Source organism: Streptomyces sp. NPDC006923 (assembly GCF_040635655.1).
Classification (GTDB): Bacteria; Actinomycetota; Actinomycetes; order Streptomycetales; family Streptomycetaceae; genus Streptomyces.
In genome coordinates, this window is the sequence record NZ_JBEYIF010000001.1 from 495090 (window position 1) to 521022 (window position 25933).

The window sequence follows — 25933 nt, forward strand, 5'->3', positions numbered from 1 at the left end:
CCTCCTGCGCCGTGATGCCCGCGCGGGAATGCGTGTGGCCGCCGGCGCCGTTGGCCCGTCATGAGACCGCATACCGGCGCCTCCGCCGATGTCCTCCGGTACACCGCTTTCTCCACCGATCCCCGGGGCGGTAATCCCGCCGGTGTCCTGCTGGACGCGGCCGGGCTCGGTGACGACGAGATGCTCGCCGTCGCGGCGAAGCTGGGATACAGCGAATCCGCCTTTCTGACCGAGCCGCCCGAGGGGCTCGGTGCGCCGGGCCGGGCGTTCACCGTCAGGTATTTCAGCCCCCGGGCGGAGGTCCCGTTCTGCGGACACGCCACCATCGCCACCGCCGTGGCCCTGGCGGAGCGGATCGGGCCCGGTGACCTGGTCTTCGAGACCCGCGCCGGGACCGTGCCGGTCACGGTCACCGAGCAGGACGGGACGCTGCGGGCCACCCTCACCAGCGTGGAACCGCGGGTCGGCGGCGTGGCCGGGGAGGACGTACGGGAGGCGCTCGCCGCCCTGGACTGGCCCGCCGCGGATCTCGACCCGGCGCTGCCGGCCCGGATCGCCTTCGCCGGAGCCCGCCACCTGGTCCTGGCCGCCGCGACCCGGGCCCGGCTGGCGGATCTCTCGTACGACTTCGACCGCCTGGAGGCGTTGATGCGGCGCCTCGATCTGACGACCGTTCAGCTCGTCTGGCGGGAGTCCGCGACGGTCTTCCATGTGCGCGACCCGTTCCCGGTGGGCGGTGTGGTCGAGGACCCGGCGACGGGAGCCGCGGCGGCGGCGTTCGGCGCGTACCTCCGCGAACTCGCCGCCGTCCCCGAGGAGTCGGTGCTCACCCTGCACCAGGGCGAGGACCTGGGCCGTCCCGGCGTCCTGACCGTGGAGCTGCGGGCCGGTGACCCGCGCGTCCGGGTGAGCGGCGCGGGGGCCCGGATCCCGGAGCCGCCCGGTGGCCAGGTCCGGTAGCCGGGTCCGGTTGGTCGGGTCCGCTCCGGGGGGCACTGTTCCGGCGCCGGGCGGGCGTCACACGGCGAGCAGCGCGGCGATCTCCTGGAGCTGCCCTTCCCGCAGCGGACCGAACGCGAGGGCGCACGCGTTCTCCTCGGCCTGCGCGACCGAGCGGAAGCCCGGGATCGGCACCGTGTGCGGGCTGCGCGCCCACAGCCAGGCCAGCGCGCCCTGCGCGAGGGTGCGGCCGTCCTCGGTGAGGACGTCCCGTACGGCGTCGACCCGCGCGGACCACTCGGGCGACGGCACTCCGCCCTCGCCGAACCACCGCAGCCAGGACGGCGGCACCGCCCGGATGTCCCCGGCCGCGCCCCGGGCACCGGGCCGGTACTTCCCGGTGAGCAGGCCCATCGCGAGCGGACTGCGGACGATGCTCGCGAGGCCGCGCTCGGCGCAGAGGCCGAACATCTCCGGCGTGTCCTCCAGGACATTGCAGGCGTGCTGGACGGCCGCGCAGTGCGGCCCCTCCGCGAAGAGCGCCGCCCGCTCCGGGTCGTCGGTGCTCCAGGCGTACGCGCGGATCAGCCCCTCGCGTACGAACTCCTCGCAGGCGTCGCGGAGTTCGGCGGCCCGGTCGAGCGGGGCGTCGGAATGGTGAAGCTGATAGAGGTCGACACGGTCGGTGCCGAGCCGGCGCAGTGAGGCGGTGAGGGCCCGCCGGGCGTACGCGGGGGTGTCGTCGGTGCCCGTGAGGGTCCGGGTGCTCTCGTCCAGTGTGTTGCCCCACTTGGTCGCGATCACCACCTCGTCCCGCCGCCCCCGGAGGGCGCGGCCGAGTACGCGTTCGCTGTGGCCCGTGCCGTACACATCGGCCGTGTCGAAGAAGGTGATCCCGAGGTCGAGGGCCCGCCGGATCGCCGCGACGGACTCCTCGTCGTCGACCTTGCCCCAGCCGAGCGGATTGCCCCGGCTGTCCTGCCACTCACCGCCGATCGCCCAGCAGCCGAAGCCGAGCGCGCTCACGGTGATTCCGCTCTGTCCCAGCGTTCTGTTCTCCATGGCTTCCATGGGCACCACGCTAGGAGTTGGAGCGCACACGAAGACAACAGGCCCGGTGCGCCCCGGAGCGGCCCGCGCGGACGGCGGTCCCCGGCCGGTCACCCTCAGCCATCACCCGGACGGAGCAGCACCCTCCGCGCCGTCGCCCGATCGGTAGTAGGACGGACATCACGGGCGTCGCGGTGGGAGGAGTGGGCTCGGGATGAACGTCGTCGTCGACCTCAATCGATGCCAGGGCTACGCACAGTGCGCGTTCCTCGCTCCCCAGGTGTTCGAGATGCATGGCGAGGAGGCCCTGCTGTACAGCCCCGTCGTGCCCGAGGACCAGTACGAACGCGTCGCGGAGGCCGCGGCGGCCTGTCCGGTGCAGGCCATCCTCGTCGGCGAGGAGGCGGGCGCCGATGCCGGGCAACGGTGAGCTGCGCGGCTGCCGGATCGTCATCGTGGGTGCTTCGCTGGCCGGGCTGCGGGCCGCCGAGACTCTGCGCGCGGAGGGCTTCACCGGCTCGCTGACCCTGGTCGGCGACGAGCCGCATCCTCCGTACGACAGACCGCCGCTGTCCAAACAGGTGCTGCTCGGACGCGTGGCCGCCGGGGACACCGGGCTGCCGCGCCGCCGCGCGGTGGACGCGCGCTGGAAGCTCGGGGTACGGGCCACCGGCGTCGACCCGGTCGGGAAACGGGTCCTCCTCGCCGACGGTGAGGAGCTGCCGTTCGACCGGCTGCTGATCGCCACCGGAACCCGGGCCAGGCCCTGGCCGAACCCCGCCGAGGGCGCCCTGGACGGGGTGTTCACGCTGCGCACCAGCGACGAGGCGGGCCGTCTCGCCGCACGGCTCGACGCCGGGCCGCGCCGGGTTCTGGTGATCGGCGCCGGATTCACCGGCTCGGAGATCGCCTCCGCCTGCCGGGAGCGTGGTCTTGAGGTGACGGTCGCCGAGCGCGGCCCCGCGCCGCTGGTCGGCGCGCTCGGCGGAGCCTTCGCCGCGCTCGCCGCGAAGGTGCAGCTCGCGCATGGTGTCGACCTGCGCTGCGGAGTGACCGTCACGGCGCTGGAAGGCACCGACCGGCTGACCGGTGCGACCCTCTCCGACGGCAGCAGGATCGACGCCGACATCGCCGTGGTCGCCCTGGGCGCCGTCCGCAACACCGAATGGCTGGCCGAGTCGGGGCTCGCCGCGGGCCCGCTCGGAGTGACCTGCGACGCCGGATGCCGGGCCTTCACCATGTACGGGATCGTCACCGACGACGTCTTCGTCGCCGGTGACGTGGCCCGCTTCCCGCATCCGCTCTTCGAGTACCAGATGCTCTCCCTGGAGCACTGGGGCAACGCCGTCGCGCAGGCCGAGGTCGCGGCCCACAACATGGTCAACCCGGGGCCGGAGCGGCGTCCGCATCTGGCGATGCCGGCCTTCTGGTCCAGCCAGTTCGGCCTGAACATCAAGTCCATCGGCGTACCCACCTTCTCCGACCAGGTGGTGATCGCCCAGGGCTCCCTCAAGGAGGCCCGGCTCGTCGCCGTCTACGGCTACCGGGGACGGGTCACCGCGGCGGTCAGTGTGAACCGGACCAAGTGGCTGGAGTACTACCAGAACCAGGTCGAGACGGCGGCGCCCTTCCCGCCCGAGCCCGGCGCCGCCGACCGTCCCGACACGTCCGGCCCCGTCCCCTCCGACGTACTGGACCCGAAGGTGCTCTCGCACGGACCCACCGTCGCGCTCACCGGCTATCTGCCGGACCGGCGCCTCACCCTGGTGCGGCACGCCGACTGAAGCGCCCGCACCTCCACCGACAAGGAGCGTCTCCCATGGCCGGCGACACACTGCTCCACCGGATCACCGACTACGCCAACCGCGCCGATCCCTATCCGCTCTACGCCGAGCTGCGGCAGAGCCGGGTCGCACGCCAGGACGACGGCAGTTATGTGGTCGGCACCTACCACGACATCGCGGCGCTGCTCCACGATCCCCGGATCAGCTCGGACCGCCGCAAGCTCAATAACCCGGACGAGGACGCCTATGACCTGGAGCCCGCGTTCATCTCGGTCGACGACCCCGAGCACGACCGGCTCCGCCGCCTCGCGATGCGGCCCTTCGGCCCGCCCCACACCCCGGGCCGGGTCGACGCCATGCGCGGCGGCATCACCCGGATCGCCGAGGAACTCATCGCCGGTTTCCGGGGCAAGGACCGGATCGACCTCGTCGACGACTTCGCCTACCCGCTGCCCGTCACCGTGATCTGCCGGCTTCTGGGCGTACCACGCGAGGACGAGCCCCTCTTCCGGGCGTGGTCGGACACCATCATCGCCAGAATCGACCCCGTCTCCGACGAGGACTCCGCCGAGCGCCTGCGTGCGGGCGTGGCGGCCCGGCAGGCGATGGGCCTGTATCTGGGCGAGCTCGCGGACAGACGCCGTGGGCACCCGTCCGACGACATGCTCTCCGCGTATGTCAACGACGAGGGCTCCGAGGGACACCTCACCAGGACGGAGCTGATGGCCACGTCCGTCCTGCTGCTCATCGCCGGTCATGAGACGACCGTCAACCTGATCACCAATGGCATGCTCACTCTGCTGCGCCACCCCGAGGAACTGGAGCGGCTGCGCCGGCAGCCCTCGCTGATGCCGAGGGCGGTGGAGGAACTCCTCCGCTACGAGCCGCCCGTACAGATGCTGCCGCAGCGCACTCCGCTGGCGGACATCGACGTCTCGGGCACCCTCGTGCCCAAGGGCGCGCCCCTCGTCCTCATGATTGCCTCCGGCAACCGTGACCCCAAGCGTTTCCATGATCCCGACCGTTTCGACCCGACCCGTGAGGACAACCAGCATTTCGGCTTCGGCAGCGGCGTCCACAACTGCTTCGGCGCACCGCTCGCCCGGGTCGAGACACAGATCGCGCTGACCCAGCTCATCAGGCACCTCGACAGTCCCCGCCTGATCGAAGACCCGCCTCCGTACCGGCGCAGCGCCATCCTGCGCGGCCCGCGTCATCTCGCGGTCGGGTTCGGCGCGGCGGGGTCGTAGGGCCTGGCGGGACCGTAGGGCCGCTCGCCGGGTCGTGCCGGGCTCGGGTGCCCCGGCACCGCGCCCGGCAGCGTTCTCCTACGCCGCGTCCGCGCGCCCTCCCCGACGCGGGACCGCGATGGTCCCGGCGGCACGGGCGCCCTACCCTGTGAGGGTGCCGGACCACCGGGGCTGACGCCGTGTCAGGGCGCCGCCCCGAGAGGCGGAGAAGGGGGAGCGAGGAGTGGACCATCCGCGCGCGCTGATCAGCTGGGCGCACAAGGACCGCCGTTGGGACAGCGCGCGGACGGCCGCCTGGCGGGAATCGGTGGTCGGCTTCGCGGAGCTTCTCATCGCACACGGCATCGACGCCGAACTGGATCTCTGGGCGCCCGGCCTCACCGACTGGACCCGGCAGGGCCAGCGGTTCGTCATGGAGTGCGACTTCGTGCTCATTGTCATCAGCTCCGCGTGGAGCGAGCGGTGGCAGGGACACAACGACCCGCGTGAAGGCGCCGGTGTGGTGGTCGAGGCGGACACGCTGAAGGGGCTCTTCACCAGAAACCAGGACATCGTCCAGAACAAATGCGTGATCGTCCTCCTGCCCGGGGTGGACGAGGACGACGTGCCGCCCGATCTGGAGCGGCTGCGGCGCGTCACGGTCCCGGAGATCACTCCGGCGGGAATCGAAGAGCTGGTCCGGGTGATGACCGATCAGCCCGAGTACCTCAAGCCCCCGCTCGGCGCGCTGCCCCGGCTGCCACCCAGGCCGCGTTCGGCGGTGCTCCGTCCGGACCCGCCCGGCACCGGCACACCGGACCCGCTGCTGGCAGCCGTGGAGTCGAGCAGCCGTCAGGCCCGGTCCGTCGTATGGCCGGACATCATGCCGACCATGGACCGGCTGGCCGGTCTCACGGACAAGCTGGGGGTCCCCCTCTCCCGGCTGAGAGCGCCCCTTGTCATCGTCGGGGACGGCGGATACGGCAAAAGTGTGCTGCTCGGCCAGGTCTACGACGCCCTGGCGCGGGACGAGGAGGACAGCGGCGCCCGCACCCTCTTCCTTCCGTGCGGGCGCGTTCCCGCGTCGGCGGATCTGTCGGACCTGGAGTCCCTGGACCGCGCGCTGGGAAACGCGCTGGTCGACTCCCGCGACTCTCCGCCGCTGACCGGCATCGTCGCCGCGCTCGCCGCGCACCACCGGGTCCGTCTCCTCGTCGACACCCTCGATCTCGTGGTGCGGGATGTCAACGCGGACGACATCGCCTATCTCCTGCGGCAGTTGGCGCGCCGGTGCGAACTGGTCATCACCTGCCGCGAGCAGGAGTGGGGCACGTATCTGGGCAGCGACGGCGAGATCGCGCGGTCTCTCTACCGTATGCCGGTCCTCGGGGTGGCGGAGATCGGCCGGTGGGCGGAGGCGTATCTCCGGTCGTCGGACCTCGACGAGGGAAAGCGGCGGACGTTCCTGGCGAGCCTGGTGACCGACAGGAACGGCCGCCGGGTGCGGGACGTCTGCGCTTCACCGCTGAGACTGGCCATGGCCTGCGACATCTACGCGAAGTCCGGCGGAATCCCGGAGGACCTCACCGTCACGCAGTTGTACGAGCAGTACTGGGAGCGGCGTATCGCGCAGGACCGCCGGGGGCGCGGCGGCGCGGCCGCCACCGCGCAGGAGGCCGCCGCCGAGGGGCTCGCCACCGAGGTGTGGGCCGCCAGCACCTCCAGGTTTGTGGAGTCCGTCACCGGAGACCTGGCCAACACCGATCCGGGCGCGCTGAACAGCCTGCTCAGCGATGGTGTGGTGACAAAGACCACGGGCCGTTACGCGTTCTTCCACCAGACCTACGCCGAGTTCGCCGTCGCCCGTCTCCTCGTGCGTACCGGGGCGGACGAGGACCTCGCGCGGCTCGCTACGGATCTCCGGTCGGCTTCCCCGGCCTACTGGCCCGTCGCCAAGCACCTGTTGATGATGACGATGAACGCCGACCGCTACGCACTCATGGCCGAGGCGGTCCCGTGCGACTCGGTGGAGGGCGCGCGGACCCATTTCCTCGGCGCCTTCAACCGGGGCTCCGCCCCTCTGGTGAAGCAGGTCTCGGAGAGAGTGTGGGCACAGTCGCCGCACACCCTGCTGACCAGTGTCAGTGTGCTGGACAAGAGCCCCCCGGAGTGTGTCGGCGTCTCCCTCGACACTCTGCTGATGTGCGCGGCGGGCGCGGAGACGGCGAAGGACCTCTCGGGCGTCGGCATCGCCGCCGCGTCGTTGATCCTCAACAGCCGCCCCGAGGAGCAGGCGCAGGCGCTGCGCCGGGTGGTCACCGGGATCGGGGACGGCCCCGGGAAGCTCGGACACGCCGTGGTGTCGTCCGTCATCAGCAGGCTGCTGTCCCAGACGGTCAAGGTCTCGCCGTCCGGGCCCGCCATGGTGCGGGTGCTGGTCGACGCGTACGAGACGCTGCCCGACGCCGCTCGTGCCGAGGTCATGAGCCTGGTCGCCACCGGCCCCGGGGATCCGGCGCTGGACCGCTCCCTGCTGGTGAAGGCGGTGCGGCTGCCGTGCCCGCAGGGCGCGGTGGAGCACGCGACCGCCATCCTGGTGCGGAGCTGGGAGGACACCGCGTTCCGGAGCGAGGTCCGCTGGCCCGGCTGGGCCGACATGCTGGAAACGGATCTTCCGGCGCGCTGGGACGCGTGTCAGGTGAGGCTGGCCGCGGAGCTGTGCCGGGACGAGACGGCCGCCCAGAAGCTGCTCGACACCGTGGCCGGCCCCGCGGATGTTGCCCGCGTCCGGTACACCAACGCCGCCAAGAGGATCGCCGACGCCAGTCCTGAGCTGATAGGCCGGATGCTTCTGGGCGTCGGCGACGGACTCACCGCGAACGCGCTCGGCTCGGTCTGCTCGGTGGCGAGCCATGTCGCCCCGCTGCTTCCGGCCGGGGAACGGCGGGCCCTGATCGCCGTACTCGACCGTTACGCGTCGGCCGAACCACGACGGGTGTGGCCGGCCACGATCAAACTCTGCGGTGGCGACATCGGTCTTCTGCGTGCCAGAGCGGCCACCCTCCAGGACATGGTGGAACGGGCGGAACAAGGCGATGCCCCGGTCCGCACGGTGTTGCAGAGCAGCTTCGACGGCTTCCTCCTCATCCTGAGCAGGCGGCAGGTGGCCGAGATGAAAGAGGAACTCCGTGTGCTGTGTACGGACAAGGCGGAGGACCGGGTAAGAAGGGCGCGGCTGGAGGGGACCATCGCGCTCTACGCCGCCGAAGCCCGCGACTGGGTCGGGACGGAGCTGCTCACGGGGCAGAGCGCCAAGGCCGTTTCGGCGGCCGCACGGGCCGTAATAAACGCGCTCCCGGAGCTGGCCGCCGCCGAGCCGCACTCGGACGCCGTCGACTGGCTGTTCGGTCTGCTGGAGTCGCCGCACTCGAACGCGGTACGGACGGTGGCCAGGGGCCTGGCGGAGACCGCACCGCTCGCTCCGCTGCCGGCCCGGCACGGTGTGGCCGTGAGCGGCCATCTGGTCACCTGGGCCCAGCGCGACGCCGATGCCCAGGTGCAGGGCGCGCTGCTCGATCTCCTCATAGCGCTCGACCATCCCCCGGGACTCGACGCAGCAGTGGCGACCGGCGTGGTCGCCACCTATGTCGACATCGTGATGGACGGTCTCCGGCCGGATTCCGCTCCCCGGCGAAGGACGCAGCTTCCCGCCCTCTTCCTGCTCTGCACCAAGGCGGTCGCGGCCCTCGGGCTCCGGCATCTCAGCGACGACCAGGTGACCGAGCTGGTGACCGAGGTCGTCACACGCGTCGACTCGGGGAGGATCGGCGGCCGGTCACGGCGCTCCCTGGCCTCCTTGCTGGAGACAGCGGGCCTGCGGTGTCCCCAGGTGCTGTCGGCGCTGGAGCAGCAGCTCTGGACCGCCGCGTCGAGTGCCAACAAGTACGCCATCGCGGAGTGCTTCGCGCGCGTGGAGTCGGGCACTCCGGGGCACCGCAGTCTGGCGCTGGCCAGACGTCCGGACTGCCCGCCCGAGGCCGCCAACCATATCCACGACACGTTCGGCGGCTGAGCGCGCTGCGTTGAGCGCGTTGCGTTCACGGTGACCGGCCCGGGGTGGGCGGGCCGTGGGAAGAGGGCCTCCTCCCGGGACGCGGCCTCCGCTCCGCTTTGACAGGCGGATCCCTGGTGAGACGCTGGAGGGAAGAGGTGTGTCTCGCCGCCCGGACGGCCGGCACACAACACAACACCGCAGCCGCCCCCGGCGACACCGCAGCGCTCGCGCCCTTCGCGGGGATTCGCGCGGCGGGCACGGAAGCGCCTCCCTACCGGCTGTGTGTCTCGCCAACAACACCACCACTTTGTGCCGCGAAGAGTCTGTGCCGCGAGAACAGTCAGCGGCGGACGCGCACACGGGCGGTGGAGCGAAGGGAGTACACCATGAAGGCAGTCGTGTACGAAGGACCGCGCTCGGTGAGCGTGAAGGAAGTGCCGGACGCGAAGATCGAGCGCCCGACGGACGTATTGGTGAGGATCACCACCACCAATATCTGCGGTTCCGATCTGCACATGTACGAGGGCCGCACCGACTTCGAGAGGGGCCGGATCTTCGGCCACGAGAACATGGGCGAGGTCGTCGCGATCGGTGACGCCGTGGACCGAGTGCGGGTCGGTGACCTGGTCTGTCTGCCGTTCAACATCAGTTGCGGCTTCTGCCGCAACTGTGAGAAGGGCCTGACCGCCTTCTGTCTGACGACCCCGGACGACCCCAAGATGGCCGGCGCCGCGTACGGCTTCGCGGACATGGGCCCGTACGACGGCGGGCAGGCCGAACTGCTGCGGGTGCCCTACGGCGACCACAACTGCCTCGTGCTGCCGGAGGAGGCGTGGGAGAAGCAGACCGACTATGTGATGCTCTCCGACATCTTCCCCACCGGCTGGCACTGCACGGAGCTGGCGAACGTGCAGCCCGGAGACACCGTGGTGATCTACGGCGCCGGGCCGGTCGGGCTGATGGCCGCCCTGTCCGCGACCCTCAAGAGCGCATCCAAGGTCATGGTCGTGGACCGCCATCCGGACCGCCTGAAGCTGGCCGAGGAGATCGGGGCGATCCCGATCGACGACTCCAAGACGTCGCCCATCGACCGGGTCAACGAGGAGACCAAGGGACTCGGCGCGGACCGGGGCTGTGAGTGCGTGGGCTATCAGGCACACGACTCGCACGGCCGCGAGCACCCCAACCTCACCTTGAACAATCTGGTGCACTCCGTGAAGTTCACCGGCACCATCGGCGTGGTCGGCATCTTTGTCCCGCAGGACCCCGGCAGCCCCGACCAGCTCTACAAGGAGGGCGAAGTCGCCTTCGACTACGGGCTGTTCTGGTTCAAGGGCCAGTCCGTGGGCAACGGCCAGGCCAACGTCAAGGCGTACAACCGTCAGCTCTGCGACCTGATCGAGCAGGGCAAGGCCAAGCCGTCCTGGCTCGTCTCCCACGAGCTGCCGCTGGCCCAGGGCCCCGAGGGTTACCAGCACTTCGACGCTCGCGACGACGGCTGGACCAAGGTCGTCATGCATCCGTCCTTCTGATCCACGCCATGCGCGGGCGGCCCCATCGACGTCCGCTCACGGCGACGGCATTACGCCAACTCCCCCGCGCCACGGGGCCGAACAAGGAATCCTCATGACACACCACGAACTGCACGGCCGCACCGTGGCCATCCTGGCCACCGACGGAGTCGAGCGAGTGGAGCTCGAAGAGCCACGCGGCGCCCTGCTCGGCGCCGGCGCCCGCACCGAACTCCTCTCCATTCACGACGGCGACATCCTGGCACGCCAGCTCGACATGGACCCGGCCGGGAGCTTCCCCGTACAGCGCCTGGTGTCCAACGCCAAGCCCGAGAACTACGACGCGCTGGTGCTGCCTGGCGGCACCATGAACCCCGACCAGCTACGGATGGACCCCGACGCCCTCGCCTTTGTGAAGGCGTTCGTCGCGACCGGCAAACCCATCGCCGCCATCTGTCACGGCGCGTGGACTCTCGCGGAGGCCGACGTCATCCGGGGACTGCGGCTGACCTCCTGGCCCAGCATCCGCACCGACCTGCGCAACGCGGGAGCCGAGGTGGTCGACGAGGAGGTCGTCATCGACCGCCAGTTCATCACCAGCCGCTCCCCCGACGACCTGCCGGCCTTCTGCGCGGCGATCGTCGAACGGTTCGCCGAGTCCCGCCAGCCGCAGGCGGCCTGACCCCCGCGCCACGCGGGCGCTCAGCCCGGCTGACCGGTGTCCTTGAGGGTGCCCCAGCCGTGCCAGCGGTCGACCTCGATCCATGCGTTGATCCGCCGGCGGCTCCGCTCCGGGTAGGGCCCCCCGCGATACCGCTGGGCGAGCCGGTCGCTGTAGACCAGGCCCTCGTCCTCACTGATCTCGGTGACCCGGCCGATGATGCTGACGTGTGTGTACCAGTTGCCCTCGTCGAGCACCGTGAGGGTCACCCGGGGATCGTTGCGGATATGGTCCAGCCGCTTGCGTGCCTCATCCATGTTGACCAGCGCGCGGCCGTTCTCCCACAGGTACCAGGTGGCGGTGGACACCGGCTGGCCGTCCGAGCGCAGGGTCGTGATGACGGACGGGTTGGCCTTGGACAGCAGAGCGACGGCCTCTTCGGGAAGCGGCGGTTTTGACATGGGACACCCTCCTTGACGCGATGTACGTGTCCGTGCGGATCACCACCATGATCATCCCTGTCCTGCCCCGGGTCCGCTCCCCGGCACCGCCCGCTTCCGGCCGGCGCCGACACGCCGCCGAGCCTCCCGCCACGCTCCGGCACCGACCGCTACAGTGATCACACGACGCGGGTACGAATCCCGCCGCCGGCCCCCCCCGGCGCAGTCGAGCAGGCGACATCAGGGCCCCCACCGCGGTGGGGGCCTTCGTCGTGTGTGCCCCACCGTCGTGCCTCTTCGCCGTACGGGCCCCCGCAGCGGGTAGCGGTGCCGAGTGCCCAGATCTGCGAGGAAGCGCGTCCTGGGCTATCGAGGCGATTGTGCTCGCTCGCACAAAGCATCAGGACATAGCCGAAAAGCTGCCGAGGACATCCGTGCAACCACCGTGCAACCGGGCAACCTCGACGCGTACTGGGGCGCCCGCCGGTCTCTCCTGAGACTGGGTGTGCGACCGGCCCAGTGGTCCGGTCACGGGAAGGGAGAGACCGGATGGGGAAACACGTCGTGGTCCTGGACTGCTACACCGTTGAACCCAGCGGACTGGGGGTGCCGCCGTATGTGTCGACATATGTACGGGCCGCGTACGACGCGCTGAGCCGCGCCTGGCCGGACGCGCAGGTGCGGTACCTCACGATCGACGATGTGCGGTGGTGCCTGGCCGACGGGCGGCCGGGAGTGGAACCGCCGCTGAGCGATCCGCTGACCTACTCGTCGACGGTGAACCGCGAAGACGCGATCCGGCTTCTCCGGGACGCGCGAGCGGTGGTGGTGGTCGCGGGTGACAAGGTGCCCTCGGTGCATCTGCACGCGGTCAACGGCACACTGGAGGAGATCGCTCGCGCGCTCGCCTGTACCCGGGACCGCCGGTATCTGCTGGGCCCCATGGCCACGTACGCGCTGGCCGAGCCCGCAGCGTTCGCCGGGTTGTTCGACGCCGCCCACACACACTCGGTGACCTCAGGAGACCTGGCCCTCGGCAGCCGGTCAGCGGCGCCGTATGACCGGCTCCGAGCGGATCGCGGCTCGTACTCCGGGTTGGTGGAGCAGATGCGGTGGCGGCCGATCGCTGAGATCGAACTGTACCGGGGCTGCACCCGCAAGCGATTCTGTAGCTTCTGCAACGAGCCGGTGAAGTCGGCGTCAGTCGAGTTCCGGGAGGTGGATGACGTCCTGGACGAGGTGCGGCGGCTGTATGAGGCCGGGGTACGCAACTTCAGGCTTGGCCAGCAAACCTGCTTCTTCTCCTATCAAGGCCGCGACGACGGAGCCATCACCGCACTGCTGGGCGGAATCCGGGAGGTCTGCCCGGAACTGGAAGTGCTGCACATTGACAACGCCGACCCCCTCGCGGTGGCTTCTCCCGCAGGCAAGCGGATCGCGAAGCTGATCGCCGACTACTGCACCGAGGGAAACTGCGCGCCCATGGGCATGGAGTCCTTCGACCCGGCAGTGATCGAGCGGAATGCTCTGACCTGCACTCCGAAGGTGCTGATGCGCGCGGTGGAGCATGTGAACGAGGCCGGCGCCGAGCGCGGGCCGGGCGGGCTGCCCAAGCTGCTCCCAGGACTGAATCTCCTTTACGGCCTGCCGGGTGAAACTCCCCGCACCCACATCGCCAACCTCACCGGCTTGCAGCAGATCCTGGACGCCGGATGGCTGTGCCACCGCACCAATGTCCGCCAGGCACGCGCTTTCCCCGGTACCCCACTCGCCGCTCTCCACGAGTCGGACCCGCCTCCGTCAGCGGAGCGTTTCGCTTCCTGGAAGACAGACATCGATCACTTGTGGGATCAGCCGATGAAGGAACGCGTGTACCCGACGGGGCTGCGGCTTCCGGGCCTGCACGCGTTTTTTGTCAGCACTGGCGGGACGTGGTACCGGCGGCTGGGCTCGTACTCCATCCAGATCATTGAACGCGGTACTACCGAACCGATCGGCACACCGGCGGAGTTGACAGTCACTGGGCATGCCTCACGGGTGATCTACGGGGAGCGCCGTGCGGCGGCCGTATGAAGACCCGCTGCGGCTGCTCGCCGAGTACGACGAACGGGCACTCCGGACGGCTCATGTCGGGGTGCTGCTGCCGTGGGCGAATGTCGCGGTCGAGACGGAGTTGCCACGTTTCGGCTTGCGCCATGTGGTCTTCCACTTCGCCCGGCTGGTACCGGCCAGCAGGACGACAGCGGTGGACGACGCCTTCTGGCACGGACTGCGCGAGGCGGCGTCCCCAGCGATGGAGTCGCTCTCCCACATCCCGCTCGACGGTGTGCTGCTGGCCTGTACCTCGGCCGGATTCACCAGCGACACGCCGCTGCCGACCGGCGTGGTAACCGCGTTCGACGTGCTGCGGGAATCGCTTCGCCTGCTGGGTGCCGAACGTGTGGCCCTGAGTGCACCGTATCCGAAGGACGTCACCCGGGCCGAGGCCGACGCCTTGGGACGAGCGGGGGTGGAGGTGACAGAGTGGTCGGCGCTCGACCTGGAGGACGGATATCCCAGCGTGACGCCGGATCAGATCCGTAGTGTGGTGCGGGCAATCCCGCCGGAAGGGCTGAAAGTCGCGCAGGCGCTGGTTCTGTCGTGCACGGGCTGGCACACCCAGGAACTGCTGGGCGAGATCCAAGCCGTACTGGACAAACCTGTCGTGTCCTCCAACGTGGCCATGGCCCTCTACGCCGCCCGCCTCGCCACCGGAGTCCGCCATGACGGTCGCCACGCCCCCGAAGCCCACCCGGCAACAGAGCACACGCATCCTCCGGTTGGTCCAGCGCGCCGCCGCGCTGCCGGAGGTCAGACAGGAGGTCGAGGCGAACCATGACAACAACCGCTGGTGGCCACTGTCGGTCAGCGACACACGTCTGCGGATGCTGGCCGCCGGATGGTCCACCAGAGTTTCGTACCGCATGATCGGCACCTACTCGGGCGTCATCACCGCGGCCAACGCCGCCGGCTTCGACGCGCTCGCGGCAGGCACCGACGCCGAACTGGCCGAACTCGTCACCCCGCTCGGGCTGACACGTGCCCGTGTGGACTACTTCCGGTCACTCAGCGAGCTGACCGAACGGTGGGCGAAGGACAGCGTCGATCCGCTCGCCCGGGACGCCGACCACAGCGCCCTGATCCAGCGGTTCGCCGAGGAAGTTTCCGGTGCTTCGTACAAGGTCGCGCAGTGTGCCCTGCTGTACGCCCGTGGCTACCACTGCGGCATCATCCCGGTCGACTCCGGGATGGTCACCAAACTCGCCCCCGTGCTGGGTCTGGACCTTCCCGGCGGTCCTGTCGCACACGAACATCTGCGGCACCTCCTCGAAGGCGCGGTCCGGGCTCGGGCGGAAGACATCCGAAGTCTGATCGGACATCAGAGGTACGCCGTCACCATTCCGGCCGATGCGCTGCCGACCTGGTGCGCTCACCTGGTGCTCATCTACTTCAAGCGCCTGTATCTCAACCGGCCGGCGGACCGTCTCTGCCGAGAGCGCCCGGTATGCGCGACAGCGATCGACTGCGATCACACGTCGCCGTAGGCGCTCACCGACTTCGGGGGGATCATGCGGCGCCTTTCCGTGATCGGCAACATATCCCGCGACCACACGTGCTATCCGGACGGCAGGGGCAGCGAACGATTCGGGGGTGCGGCTTTTCACGTGGCCGTCGCCGCCGCACGCGCGGGGGCCCGCGCCACGCCGGTCTCCGTGATCGGCGACGATCTGCGCGACGATGTGCCGGCCGTCCTTCGCGCATCACAAGTGGACCTGACGGCTCTACTCGCCAAGCCCGGCCGCTCCACTTCTTTCGCCATGGAATACGACCTCGAAGACCGGCTCGTCGGGGTAACCGCCGCCTACGGCGTCGCCGAGCAACTCACCGCACACGCACTTGCCCGCGTGGCCCGACACCCGCACGACTGGTATCACGTCTGCTGCCGCCATCCGCTCGACGCGGCCCCTGTCCTGCAAGCCCTCTCGGCCTGCGGCTCCTCCTTCAGTGTGGACTTCATCGTCAGCAGTATCGAGCACACGCTTGCCCGAACCGCACACCTGCTCCCTCACGCCGACATCGTCTTCACCAACGCTGACGAATACCGAGTGCTGGCACGCCAGGTCGACATCAGCAGCCTGCGAACAGTGATCGTTTCCAACGGTCCGCAGGCCGTTCATCTCCTCGAGCAAGGGCGAGACGTCCTTACGGTCATGCCGCCGACCGCCGCTCCGGAGGAGGTCACCGGTGCCGGCGACACACTGGCCGGTACCTTCCTCGCCCACCGTATCGCCGGCCACGACGACAGAACGGCCCTGCGCGCTGCCGTCGCCGCCGCCTCCGCGCATGTCCTCGTGTCACCGCCGCATCGGCGCTGAAGATCCGCTTCAGAGCTTCAGAAGGGAGCCGCACGGTGTACTACGTAGCCCATCGTCTCTTCGCCGCCCAGGATCGTGCCCTGGCGGCCCGACTCGCCGACCGGCTGGCCAACGAAGTCGGAGCCGACAACGTCTTCCTGCCATTCTGCGACACCGACGAAGAGGACTTGGTGGCCCAGGCCAAGGGCCGTCGCCTGTTCGAGCTCGACCGCGAGCGGCTCTGCCGCCTGACCGCCATGATCGCGATCCTCCACGGACCCAGCCTGGACGACGGAGTGTGTATGGAGATCGGCTATGCCGGAGCGCTCGGAACACCCGTCATCGTGATGACCACCGACTTCCAGACCTACTCCATGACCGGAGCCGGCACGCCACTGTCATTCCCCGACCCCTTGGTGGAGTGCCTTGCCAGTCGGGTGGTGAGGGGAGAGCGACTGGGTTCCCCGTCCTCGACGCTAGGCATCAGCCGCTTCGAGGCATTTGAGGAGCGCAACAGGGAGCAGATCGAACGTACGGTGAAGGAGACGGTCGACGCCACTTTGGGCGTGTCCGCCCACCGGACCACGGCCCTTCCGGTTTCCGGTGCTCGGCCGCGTACCGCGTTCGTCGAGCCCTCCCCTTATGGAGGCGGGGAATCCGCGATCGGTGGCGTCCTCACCCGTGCCGGATACGCGCTGCGTACAGCTACCCGTCTGAGCGCCACCGACGCGATGGCTGCCGTACGGAACGACTGGGCCGCCGCCACGGCATCAGAGGTGTTCGTCGCTGACGTTTCAGGCCCGGAAACACCGCCTGGAGCCGCCGTGCTGATCGGAGCCGCTGCCGCACTCGGGCGCCAAGTCGCCGCGTATCAGCCGCGTCCCGTTTTCACCCACGCGCACGGCCGGGAACCGAACTGGCGCAACCTGATGATCCAATACGCCTCCGGCGCACACATCACCAGCGCCGCGGACCTCGCCGCATGGACGGGCGTATGAGCGCCGCCGAGGAGGCAGCCGCTTACCGGACCATCATCCTCGAAGGCTGCGACGGCACCGGGAAGTCCACCATCGCCACTCACCTCGCCCGGACCCACGACTTCAACACGGTGCACTCTCTTCGCACCCCCGACCACCTCGACCTCGCCGGCCGCTACCGCGACCTGCTCCAACAGCCCGGCCGCCTCATCCTGGACCGCTGCTTCATCAGCGAACTCGTCTACGGCCCGCTGCGCCGAGGACGCTCCCGGCTCACCTGGGCCCAGGCATTCGACCTCGCCGAGGCAGTCGCCGCCCGCGACGGCGTCTTCCTCCACCTCACCGCTCCACCGACAGTGATCCGTGCCCGCCTGCTCGAACGGGACGGCACGGCTGAAGATCTGTCCGAACTCACCGCGATCGTCAGTGCCTACCACCGCACCTTCGAAACGATCACCTCATACGCTCCCGTTCTCACCATCGACACGAGTATCGAGGAACTCCCCTCAACCGGATGACAGTTAGCTCACATCCCGCCATGACGCCCCAGCGTCCTCGCTAGGCTGCGGCAGCAACTGCCGTACCGTCTGCGACGGAGGAGTCTTGGACATCCGATCCGCCCAGAAGCTGGCCTGGGACAACAAGCTGGACAAGGGCTTCAACACCACAGATGCCGCCCTGGAATTCGGCCTGCTCACCGCCGAAGTCGGCGAAGCCTTCACGGCCTGGCGCAAACGCCTGCCCGACTTCGGCGAGGAGCTGGCCGATGTCTTCCTCTATCTCACGGCCCTCGCCGAGATGAATGGCGTCGACCTCCAGACCGAGGTCCAGCGCAAGCTCGACAAGAACACCAAGCGCGTCTACGAACGAAACGAGAACGGTGTGCCGATCCGCGTCAGCGACATCTGACCCCGCTCCCGGCACGGCCTGGCGGACTGAGTCGGCACTCTTCGGACGTTTCGCGCATGCGCATAGTAGCCGGGACGTCACAGCAGGCATCATCGGTGTATGAGCGAGCACGCCGGGGGGCCTCTCACCACCAGTCACCCGCTGGCCACTGCCCTTGCCGAGGCAGGCTGTTCCCATGCCGCACTCGCCCGCCGGGTGAACGGACTCGCCGCCCGCCAGGGACTGGTGATGCACTACGACAAGGCGTCCGTGACCCGATGGATCCAGGGCAAACACCCACGCGGCAGGGCTCCGGAGTTCATCGCCGCCGCCCTGTCCGAGCGCCTGAACCGTCCCATCAGCCCCTTCGCCCTGGGCTTCACCACCGAGCCGGAACCCCCCGTGGGAACGCGTTCCCTGCTGTATCGCGAAGACGTCGCCGCCACTTTGCACACACTCGCAGAACTCGGCTCATTGGACATCTCGCGACGTAGTCTGCTCGGCCCTGTTCCCTTCGTGGCCGCTACCGCGGCGGACACCCAACGCCACTGGCTGTTGTGGCTCGGCGAGTTGGACGACTCCGCTGTGCCTCATCTCGCGGCGGCTGCCGACCAGGGACCGGTGGAGGCGGTGCACTTCATGATCTGGATGTTCGACGAGATGGACAATCGACACGGCGGCTCCCAGGTCCGGAGCGCGATCATCCACTACCTCACCAGCGAGGTCATCCCGATGCTGCAGCAGCACCGACTCCCCGAGCGGCAACGGACACAGCTCTTCGGCGCAGCCGCCAAACTGGCCGCCACGGCGGGCTGGTGCTCGTACGACTCGGCCGAGTACGGACTTGCCCAGCGCTATATGACCCAGGCCCTTCGCCTGTGTCAGCAAGGCGGCGACCAGGTACTCGGCGGCCAGATCTGTGCCGGCCTGTCCCATCTCGCCACCAACCTCGGCCATCACTCCGAAGGTGTCGCCTTCGCCCGCATGGGGCTGGTCACCGCCAAGCACGCCGGCAGTCCACTTGGGCTCATGCGCCTGTATCTGATGGCCGCGCGCGGCCCCGCCGCGCGAAACGACCCCAAGAACACCGCCACCGCACTACGCGCAGCCGAGAGTGCCTGGGAATCCAGCCGCGGCCCCACCCACGAATCTCCTTGGGTGCGCTACCTCGACCACCATTACCTGGAAGCCGAAGCCGCCCACTGCTTTCGCGACCTCGGCGACGCCAAGCAGGCCGAGGCCCATGCCACCGCCTCCGTCCATGCCAACGGAGAACGCGCCCGCCGCAAGGGCATCAGCCAGGCCGTGCTGGCGACCGCCCACCTCCAGCAGAATCGCCTGGACCAGGCGGTCGACGCGGCCGAGACCGCTCTCGCATGGCTGGGCGGCGGCGTCGTCCACTCCGAGCGCTCCGTCCAGGCCCTCAGGGATTTCCGCGCCCGCCTTGAACCCCATCGGTCCGAACCAGTCGTCCAGCACTTCGACAGGCAAGCCCGCTCTGCCCTCGGGGCCGCCTGAATGAATTCACCCCGAGCCGCCCCAGCCGCATCCGGCGAAGTGGTCTCATACGGGGGACGCGGCAGACGAGTCGGGCTGTACGCCGGATTTTGTCGCCCGGTCGCCTCGCGGCGGCCGGGGAGACGGCCATCCATCTAGGACCGGCGTTGCCGCCGGCCTCGTGCGGTCTACCCGCGGACTCGGGCGGGCAGCCCTCGGTCGTCCGCGCAGGGCCATCAGCCGATGGCCCCTCTTGACCTTGCTCCGGGTGGGGTTTACCAAGCCGTCCGAGTCACCTCGGACGCTGGTGGTCTCTTACACCACCGTTTCACCCTTACCGAGGGCCGAAGCCCCCGGCGGTCTGTTTTCTGTGGCACTGTCCCGCGGGTCACCCCGGGTGGGCGTTACCCACCACCCTGCCGTGTGGAGTCCGGACGTTCCTCGGCAAGATCAGAGATCTTGACGCGGCCGTCCGCCCGGCTCGTCTGCCGTGTCGGCCATGTTACCCGCCGAGAGCGGGGCAGTACGCATCGGCGTCGGTGGCCGGGCGCCGTGAGGGAGCGCGTCCGCCGGGGCCTCCGAGGTCACCTACGCTGGCGCGGGGACCGCTCCGCCGTTCCGTATGCCGTCCGAGGAGAACCACCGTGCTCGTGCTGTTGCCGCCGTCGGAAGGAAAGGCCGCTTCCGGACGCGGCACTCCGCTGAGGCCGGAGTCCCTGTCCCTGCCCGGTCTGGCCGAGGCGAGGGCCGCCGTGCTGGAGGAGCTGGTCGCACTGTGCGCCGCGGACGAGGAGAAGGCGCGCCAGGTGCTGGGCCTGAGCGAGGGGCTGCGCGGCGAGATCGCGAAGAACGCGGAGCTGCTCACGGCGGGCACACGGCCGGCGGGCGAGATCTACACCGGCGTGCTGTACGACGCGCTGGACCTGGCCACCCTGGACACCGCCGCACGACGGCGGGCCGGGAAGTCGCTGCTGGTCTTCTCCGGGCTGTGGGGCGCGGTACGGATCAGTGACCGGATCCCGTCGTACCGCTGCTCGATGGGGGTGCGGCTGCCGGGGCTCGGCGCGCTGGGCACGCACTGGCGCGCGCCGATGGAGTCGGTCCTGCCGGAGGCGGCGGGCGAGGGGCTCGTACTGGATCTGCGTTCTTCCGCGTACGCGGCGGCGTGGAAGCCGAAGGGCGCGTTGGCCGAACGTACCGCGACGGTACGGGTGCTGCACACGCAGACCGACAGGGTGACCGGAGTGGAGAAGCGGTCCGTGGTCAGCCACTTCAACAAGGCGACCAAGGGTCGGCTGGTGCGGGACCTGCTGTCGGCGGGCGTCCGGCCGAGGAATCCGGCGGAACTCGTGGAGGCACTGCGGGAGCTGGGGTACGTGGTGGAGGCGACCGCTCCAGCGAAACCGGGCCGGACCTGGGCGCTGGACGTGGTGGTGACGGAGATCCACTGAGGCCCCCGCGAGGCGCGTTGCACTATGCGCAACGCTCGTTGCGCTGTCTGATGGCGCCCGGCAGGATAAGCGCATGACCTCCGTGCTGGACCTCGCCCCCGTGATCCCTGTCGTCGTCCTCGACGACGCCGCCGACGCCGTACCCCTCGCCCGCGCCCTGGTCGCGGGCGGACTGCCCGCGATCGAGGTGACCCTGCGGACACCGGCCGCGATCAGCGCGATCCGCGCGATCGCGGCGGAGGTGCCGGACGCGGTGGTCGGCGCGGGCACGGTGATCACGCAGGACGCGGTGACCGGATCGGTGACGGCGGGCGCGCGCTTCCTGGTCAGTCCCGGCTGGACGGACGCGCTGCTGGGGGCGATGCGGTCGTCCGGTGTGCCGTTCCTGCCCGGTGTGTCGACGGCCTCGGAGGTCGTGGCGCTGCTGGAGCGCGGGGTGACGGAGATGAAGTTCTTCCCGGCGGAGGCGGCGGGCGGCACCGCCTATCTGAAGTCCCTGGCCGGTCCCCTCCCCCAGGCCCGGTTCTGCCCGACGGGCGGCATCACGGCGGAGTCGGCCGCGTCCTATCTCGCCCTGCCGAACGTCGGCTGCGTGGGCGGTACGTGGATGGTCCCGGCGGACGCGCTGGCGTCGAAGGACTGGGACCGGGTGGAGTCGCTGGCCCGCGAGGCGTCGACCCTGCGCATGAGCCGCCGGTCCTGAGCCGCCGGTCCTGAGAGGTCCTGGCCGGACCCTCGGGGCATCCGCCGCGCACGGCGTTCACGGCCGCCTGCGCGGCCGGGGCCGGTGGATTGACAGCACGCGGATTGACAGTCCGTCAGCGGAGGTGGGAGGTGTCGTTCAGCAGCCGCACCGAGGCGTTTCCGTCCGCGTAGTACGCCACGGCCGACAGCGAGGCCGGCGACAGCTCCATCCGGAACAGCGACTGCGGAGGCGCGCCCAGGGCCAGCCGGACCAGGGTCTTCACCGGGGTGACATGCGTGACGACAAGCACCGTCCCGCCCCGGTACCGGTCGAGCAGCCGGTCGCGGGCCGCCGCGACCCGCCGTCCCACGGTCGCGAAGCTCTCGCCGCCGCCCGTGGGCGGTGCGGCGGGCGACGCGAGCCAGGCGTTCAGATCGTCGGGATACCGCTCCCGCACCTCCGCGAAGGTCAGCCCCTCCCAGGCACCGAAGTCCGTTTCGCGCAGGCCCTCTTCGACCTCGACGTCCAGGCCGAGCCGGACGGCCGCGGCCTCCGCCGTCTGACGGCAGCGGCCGAGCGGCGAGGAGACGATGGACCGCACGGTGCCGCGTGTGGCCAGTGCCTCGGCGACGGCCCCGGCCTGGCGCAGGCCCACCGCGGACAGGTCCGGATCGCTTCCGCCACTGCCCGAGAAGCGCTTCTCGGGAGTGAGCGCGGTCTCGCCGTGCCGCAGCAGGACGAAGGTGGTGGGGACGCCGAGGTCGGCGGCGGCGCCCCAGCCGACCGACGGGGTGGCCGAGGACTCCCGCTCCGGCGCGGCGGACTCGGTCAGCGCTGTACGTCCGGCCGTCCGGACGGCGGCGGCTTCCGCGCCGCCCGGTGATCCGGCCCGTCCCGCGAGGGCCGCCCGTGCCCTCGCCGCGCCCGCCGCCGCGTCGCCGGGCGGACCGGGGGGAGCCGTCGAGGCGGCCGAACGCGCCGCGGCGGCGTCCAGCGCCGTCGTGGACGCCGAGGGCTCCCAGCGTTTGCCCTTCTTGCCCGCGTCCATCGCCTCGTTGGCCAGCCGGTCCGCGTGTTTGTTCTTCTCGCGCGGGATCCACTCGAAGGTGACCTGCCCCGTGGGGAAGACCCGCGCGGCCTCGGCGGCCAGCGGCTTCATGTCCGGGTGCTTGATCTTCCAGCGGCCCGACATCTGCTCGACGACCAGCTTGGAGTCCATCCGCACATGGACCTCGGCGGCCGGATCCAGGGCCTTCGCGGCGCGCAGACCGGCGAGCAGTCCCCTGTACTCGGCGACGTTGTTGGTGGCGACACCGATGTACTCGGCGGCCTCGGCGAGTGTCTCCCCCGTCACCGGGTCCAGGACGACGGCTCCGTACCCCGCGGGCCCCGGGTTGCCCCGGGAGCCGCCGTCCGCCTCGACGACGAACTTCGGGGTCCGCTTCGGCTCCGGCATCCGCTACAGACCCGAGTCGGCGGTACGGACCAGGATGCGGCGGCAGTTCTCGCACCGCAGCACGGTGTCCGCGGACGCGGCCCGGACATCGTTGACCTCGGTGATGTTGAGTTCGAGCTGGCAGCCCTCGCAGCGGCGCCGGTAGAGGCGGGCCGCGCCCACCCCACCCTGCTGCACCCGCAGCTTCTCGTACAGCTTCAGCAGATCGGCCGGGATGGAGGCGCCGACGACCTCGCGCTCCTTGGCCACCGAGGCGGCCTCAAGGTCGAACTCGGCCACGGCGGCGTCCCGGCGCGCGACCGCGTCGTCGACCTTGGCCTGGACGGAGGCGACACGTTCCGTCAGCTCGGCCACGCGCTCCTGGGCGGACTCCCGGCGCTCCATGACTTCGAGGACGACGTCCTCCAGGTCGCCCTGGCGCTTGGCGAGCGAGACGATCTCGCGCTGGAGGTTCTCCAGGTCCTTGGGCGAGGTGACCGCGCCCGAGTCCAGGCGCTGCTGGTCGCGTACGGCGCGCTGGCGCACCTGGTCGACGTCCTGCTCCGCCTTGGTCTGCTCGCGGGCCGTGTCGCTCTCCTCGGTCGTCGCGGCGACGAGCAGGTCGCGGAGCTGGACGAGGTCCTTGTTCAGCGACTCGATCTCGGCGTGCTCCGGCAGCGACCTGCGCTTGTGGGCGAGCTGCGACAGCCGTACGTCGAGGGCCTGGACGTCGAGGAGTCGGATCTGGTCGGCGGGGGCGGCGTTCAGTTGGGGGCTCCTGAGGAATCGGCGGGGGCGCTCGAAGCGCCCGCTGGAAGGGCGGTGGCAGGGGCGAGGCTGGAGGACCAGGGGTCGGTGACCGTCTTGGAGACATGGACCCGCAGGTCCCAGCCATGGCGGTCGGAGATCTCGTCGAGCTGGGCGGCGGCCTGCTCGCACCAGGGCCACTCGGTGGCCCAGTGCGCGGCGTCGATCAGTCCGAGCGGTGAGTGCTGCACAGCCTCGGAGGCGGGATGGTGGCGCAGGTCCGCGGTGAGGAACGCGTCCACACCCGCCGCCCTGACCTCGTCGAAGAGACTGTCGCCGGAGCCGCCGCTGACCGCGACCGTACGGACGAGGGCGTCCGGGTCACCGGCGACCCGGATGCCCTGCGCGGTGGCGGGCAGCCGGTGCGCGACGCGCAGGGCGAAGTCGCCGAGGGTGGCGGGGCGGTCCAGCTCGCAGACCCGGCCGAGGCCGCGGCGGCCGGCGGGGTCGGTGGGATCCGGCACCAGAGGGCGCACGATCCGCAGGTCCAGCGCGCCCGCGAGGGCGTCGGAGACGCCGGGGTCGGCGCTGTCCGCGTTGGTGTGGGCGACGTGCAGCGCGATGTCGTGCTTGATGAGGGTGTGTACGACACGGCCCTTGAAGGTGGAGGCCGCGACCGTTGTCGTACCGCGCAGATAGAGGGGGTGGTGCGTGACGACGAGCTGGGCGCCGAGTGCCACGGCCTCCTCGGCGATGTCCTGGACGGGGTCGACGGCGAACAGGACGCGGGTCACCGTGGCGTCGGGATCACCGCAGACCGTCCCGACGGCATCCCACTGCTGGGCCCGCTCGGGAGGCCAGAGGGCGTCGAGAGCGGCGAGGACTTCGGACAGACGGGGCACGGGGGAAAGGCTACCTGTCCTGGGTGCGCCGCCCACCATGGCTCCGGTCGCGCGGAAGGCCACCGGCCGGGGGCGGGGCGCCGTGCGGCGCGGGGCCGCGCGGCTTCCGCGGCGCCGGGCCGGAGCCGGCGCCACGGGCCGCGCGGCCCGTGCGGTGGCCGTCGCCGGCCGCCGGACTACTTGACGAGGTAGCCGCGGAGGTCGTCGAGGACCAGGTTGGCCGCCGTGACACCCAGGCCCAGGTACCAGGTCTCGTCCTTGACGTCCTTCGCCCGGCCGGCCTTGACCGCCTTCAGGTTCTTCCACAGGGGGTTGGAGCGCGCGGTGTCCCGGTCGGTCTTCTTCGCGTCGCCGTACACACCGGTGAAGATCCAGTCGGCGTCCGCGTCGTCGATCTTCTCCGGGCTGATCTCCACGGCCAGATCGTTGATCTGCTGGTTCGCGGGCCGCGGCAGACCGACGTCCTGGAGGATCGTGCCGATGAAGGACGCCTTCGCGTAGAGCCGCAGCCGGCCCGGCATGTAGCGGACCATCGAGACACTCGGCTTGTCGGGGCCGATCGCCGCGCCGAGGTCGGCCGCCTTCTTGTCGTACGCGGCAAGCGCGGCCTTCGCCTCGGCGGTGCGGTCCAGCGCCTGGGCGTTGAGGAGGTAGTTCTCCTTCCAGGTGAAGCCCGGCCGGATGGAGAAGACCGTCGGGGCGATCTTCGACAGCTCCTGGTACTTGTCGGCCGCGCGAAGCTGGCTGCCGAGGATGAGGTCCGGCTTGAGAGCGGCGATCGCCTCAAGGTTGAGGTTGCTGATCGTGCCGACGTTCTCGGGCTCGCCCGCGCCCTTCTTCAGATAGCCGGGGATGGCCTCGTCACCCTCGGTGGGCGCGTATCCGACCGGCTTGACGCCCAGTGAGACCACATTGTCGAACTCACCGACGTCGAGCACGACAACCCGTTCGGGGCGGGCCTTCAGCTCCGTCTTGCCCATGGCATGAGTGATCGTGCGCGGGAACTGGCCCGGTGCGGCGTCGGTGCCGTATCCGGCCGTCTTCCTGGCCGCGTCGGCGAAGTCCTTGCCGCCCGTGGCGACGGCGGCCTTCTTGCCGCCGGCGTCGTCGGACGTGGCGGAGCCGCTGCTGGAGGAGTCGCCACTGCCGCAGGCCGCGAGGGAGAGCGCGGCGGCGAGGGCGACAACGGCGGCGGCGCCACGGCGTCGTATGGACATCTACATGCTCCTGATGGGGAGGCCGAGCAAGGCGTGCAGGCGAAGAAGAAACGGTGCAGGGCGGTGCTCAGG

General features: G+C 70.3%; 23 protein-coding genes and 1 other RNA gene. 17 read left to right on the top strand and 7 right to left on the bottom strand.

Features of this window, described 5'->3' with window-relative positions:
• Positions 1-60 precede the first annotated feature (60 nt).
• Positions 61-960, top strand: coding sequence for a PhzF family phenazine biosynthesis isomerase (locus ABZ707_RS02235; RefSeq protein WP_360166281.1), 900 nt, complete (start codon positions 61-63; stop codon positions 958-960).
• A gap of 57 nt (positions 961-1017) precedes the next feature.
• Here the strand turns inward: ABZ707_RS02235 and ABZ707_RS02240 are convergent, their stop codons facing one another.
• Complete coding sequence (locus tag ABZ707_RS02240; RefSeq protein ID WP_360166961.1) at positions 1018-2001, bottom strand: aldo/keto reductase; 984 nt, start codon at positions 1999-2001, stop codon at positions 1018-1020.
• Between the two features lie 202 nt (positions 2002-2203).
• On the opposite strand from ABZ707_RS02240, the gene ABZ707_RS02245 reads away from it, so the two are divergent.
• From ABZ707_RS02245 to ABZ707_RS02270, 6 genes are all read left to right on the top strand, one after another.
• On the top strand, positions 2204-2419 hold the full coding sequence (locus ABZ707_RS02245; RefSeq protein WP_360166284.1) for a ferredoxin: 216 nt from the start codon (positions 2204-2206) through the stop codon (positions 2417-2419).
• Positions 2403-3773 (top strand): FAD-dependent oxidoreductase, encoded by a 1371-nt coding sequence (locus tag ABZ707_RS02250; RefSeq protein WP_360166287.1) that lies wholly within the window; start codon positions 2403-2405, stop codon positions 3771-3773. The genes ABZ707_RS02245 and ABZ707_RS02250 overlap by 17 nt, the downstream gene beginning before the upstream one ends.
• 35 nt (positions 3774-3808) lie before the next feature.
• Positions 3809-5023: a cytochrome P450 gene (locus ABZ707_RS02255; RefSeq protein ID WP_360166290.1), complete on the top strand. Its 1215-nt coding sequence runs from the start codon at positions 3809-3811 to the stop codon at positions 5021-5023.
• 223 nt (positions 5024-5246) lie between these two features.
• Complete coding sequence (locus tag ABZ707_RS02260) at positions 5247-9074, top strand: NACHT domain-containing protein (protein WP_360166293.1); 3828 nt, start codon at positions 5247-5249, stop codon at positions 9072-9074.
• 368 nt (positions 9075-9442) lie between these two features.
• Positions 9443-10588, top strand: coding sequence for a glutathione-independent formaldehyde dehydrogenase (locus ABZ707_RS02265; RefSeq protein ID WP_360166296.1), 1146 nt, complete (start codon positions 9443-9445; stop codon positions 10586-10588).
• Positions 10589-10682: 94 nt separating this feature from the next.
• Positions 10683-11249, top strand: a complete 567-nt coding sequence (locus tag ABZ707_RS02270; RefSeq protein WP_360166299.1) for a type 1 glutamine amidotransferase domain-containing protein — start codon at positions 10683-10685, stop codon at positions 11247-11249.
• A 20-nt stretch (positions 11250-11269) separates the two neighbouring features.
• On the opposite strand, the gene ABZ707_RS02275 is transcribed toward ABZ707_RS02270, so the two are convergent.
• On the bottom strand, positions 11270-11689 hold the full coding sequence (locus ABZ707_RS02275; protein WP_360166302.1) for a PPOX class F420-dependent oxidoreductase: 420 nt from the start codon (positions 11687-11689) through the stop codon (positions 11270-11272).
• A gap of 528 nt (positions 11690-12217) precedes the next feature.
• Between ABZ707_RS02275 and ABZ707_RS02280 the strand changes: the two genes are divergently transcribed.
• The 8 genes from ABZ707_RS02280 (at position 12218) to ABZ707_RS02315 (ending at position 19445) form a co-directional block, all read left to right on the top strand.
• Positions 12218-13741, top strand: a complete 1524-nt coding sequence (locus ABZ707_RS02280; protein WP_360166304.1) for a radical SAM protein — start codon at positions 12218-12220, stop codon at positions 13739-13741.
• Positions 13725-14546: a hypothetical protein gene (locus ABZ707_RS02285; RefSeq protein ID WP_360166307.1), complete on the top strand. Its 822-nt coding sequence runs from the start codon at positions 13725-13727 to the stop codon at positions 14544-14546. Before ABZ707_RS02280 ends, ABZ707_RS02285 begins: the two co-directional genes overlap by 17 nt.
• Entirely contained in the window at positions 14488-15252 is a 765-nt protein-coding gene (locus tag ABZ707_RS02290) for a hypothetical protein (protein ID WP_360166310.1), read from the top strand. Before ABZ707_RS02285 ends, ABZ707_RS02290 begins: the two co-directional genes overlap by 59 nt.
• A 24-nt stretch (positions 15253-15276) precedes the next feature.
• Positions 15277-16083, top strand: a complete 807-nt coding sequence (locus ABZ707_RS02295) for a carbohydrate kinase family protein (protein ID WP_360166313.1) — start codon at positions 15277-15279, stop codon at positions 16081-16083.
• A 35-nt stretch (positions 16084-16118) separates the two neighbouring features.
• Positions 16119-17060 carry a nucleoside 2-deoxyribosyltransferase gene (locus tag ABZ707_RS02300; RefSeq protein ID WP_360166316.1) on the top strand — a complete coding sequence of 314 codons (942 nt, stop codon included), beginning with the start codon at positions 16119-16121 and terminating at the stop codon, positions 17058-17060.
• Positions 17057-17557 carry a hypothetical protein gene (locus ABZ707_RS02305; protein ID WP_360166318.1) on the top strand — a complete coding sequence of 167 codons (501 nt, stop codon included), beginning with the start codon at positions 17057-17059 and terminating at the stop codon, positions 17555-17557. Before ABZ707_RS02300 ends, ABZ707_RS02305 begins: the two co-directional genes overlap by 4 nt.
• A gap of 85 nt (positions 17558-17642) precedes the next feature.
• Positions 17643-17948: a MazG-like family protein gene (locus tag ABZ707_RS02310; RefSeq protein WP_360166321.1), complete on the top strand. Its 306-nt coding sequence runs from the start codon at positions 17643-17645 to the stop codon at positions 17946-17948.
• Positions 17949-18047: 99 nt separating this feature from the next.
• The gene (locus tag ABZ707_RS02315; protein WP_360166324.1) at positions 18048-19445 is read left to right on the top strand and encodes a hypothetical protein; all 1398 of its coding nucleotides are present in this window, start codon (positions 18048-18050) and stop codon (positions 19443-19445) included.
• 62 nt (positions 19446-19507) lie between these two features.
• Here ABZ707_RS02315 and rnpB read toward each other — a convergent pair.
• An RNA gene (gene rnpB / locus ABZ707_RS02320) (RNase P RNA component class A) lies at positions 19508-19908 on the bottom strand.
• Between the two features lie 160 nt (positions 19909-20068).
• Between rnpB and yaaA the strand changes: the two genes are divergently transcribed.
• Positions 20069-20875 carry a peroxide stress protein YaaA gene (gene yaaA, locus ABZ707_RS02325; RefSeq protein ID WP_360166327.1) on the top strand — a complete coding sequence of 269 codons (807 nt, stop codon included), beginning with the start codon at positions 20069-20071 and terminating at the stop codon, positions 20873-20875.
• Positions 20876-20948: 73 nt separating this feature from the next.
• A complete protein-coding gene (eda, locus tag ABZ707_RS02330; protein WP_360166330.1) occupies positions 20949-21578 on the top strand; it encodes a bifunctional 4-hydroxy-2-oxoglutarate aldolase/2-dehydro-3-deoxy-phosphogluconate aldolase in 630 nt (209 codons plus the stop codon).
• Between the two features lie 115 nt (positions 21579-21693).
• Here the strand turns inward: eda and ABZ707_RS02335 are convergent, their stop codons facing one another.
• From ABZ707_RS02335 to ABZ707_RS02350, 4 genes are all read right to left on the bottom strand, one after another.
• On the bottom strand, positions 21694-23016 hold the full coding sequence (locus ABZ707_RS02335; RefSeq protein ID WP_360166333.1) for a bifunctional RNase H/acid phosphatase: 1323 nt from the start codon (positions 23014-23016) through the stop codon (positions 21694-21696).
• 3 nt (positions 23017-23019) lie between these two features.
• Positions 23020-23763: a C4-type zinc ribbon domain-containing protein gene (locus ABZ707_RS02340; protein WP_360166964.1), complete on the bottom strand. Its 744-nt coding sequence runs from the start codon at positions 23761-23763 to the stop codon at positions 23020-23022.
• Positions 23760-24644, bottom strand: coding sequence for a Nif3-like dinuclear metal center hexameric protein (locus ABZ707_RS02345; protein WP_360166336.1), 885 nt, complete (start codon positions 24642-24644; stop codon positions 23760-23762). The genes ABZ707_RS02340 and ABZ707_RS02345 overlap by 4 nt, the downstream gene beginning before the upstream one ends.
• A gap of 176 nt (positions 24645-24820) precedes the next feature.
• Positions 24821-25861, bottom strand: a complete 1041-nt coding sequence (locus tag ABZ707_RS02350; protein WP_360166339.1) for an iron-siderophore ABC transporter substrate-binding protein — start codon at positions 25859-25861, stop codon at positions 24821-24823.
• Between the last annotated feature and the right edge of the window lie 72 nt (positions 25862-25933).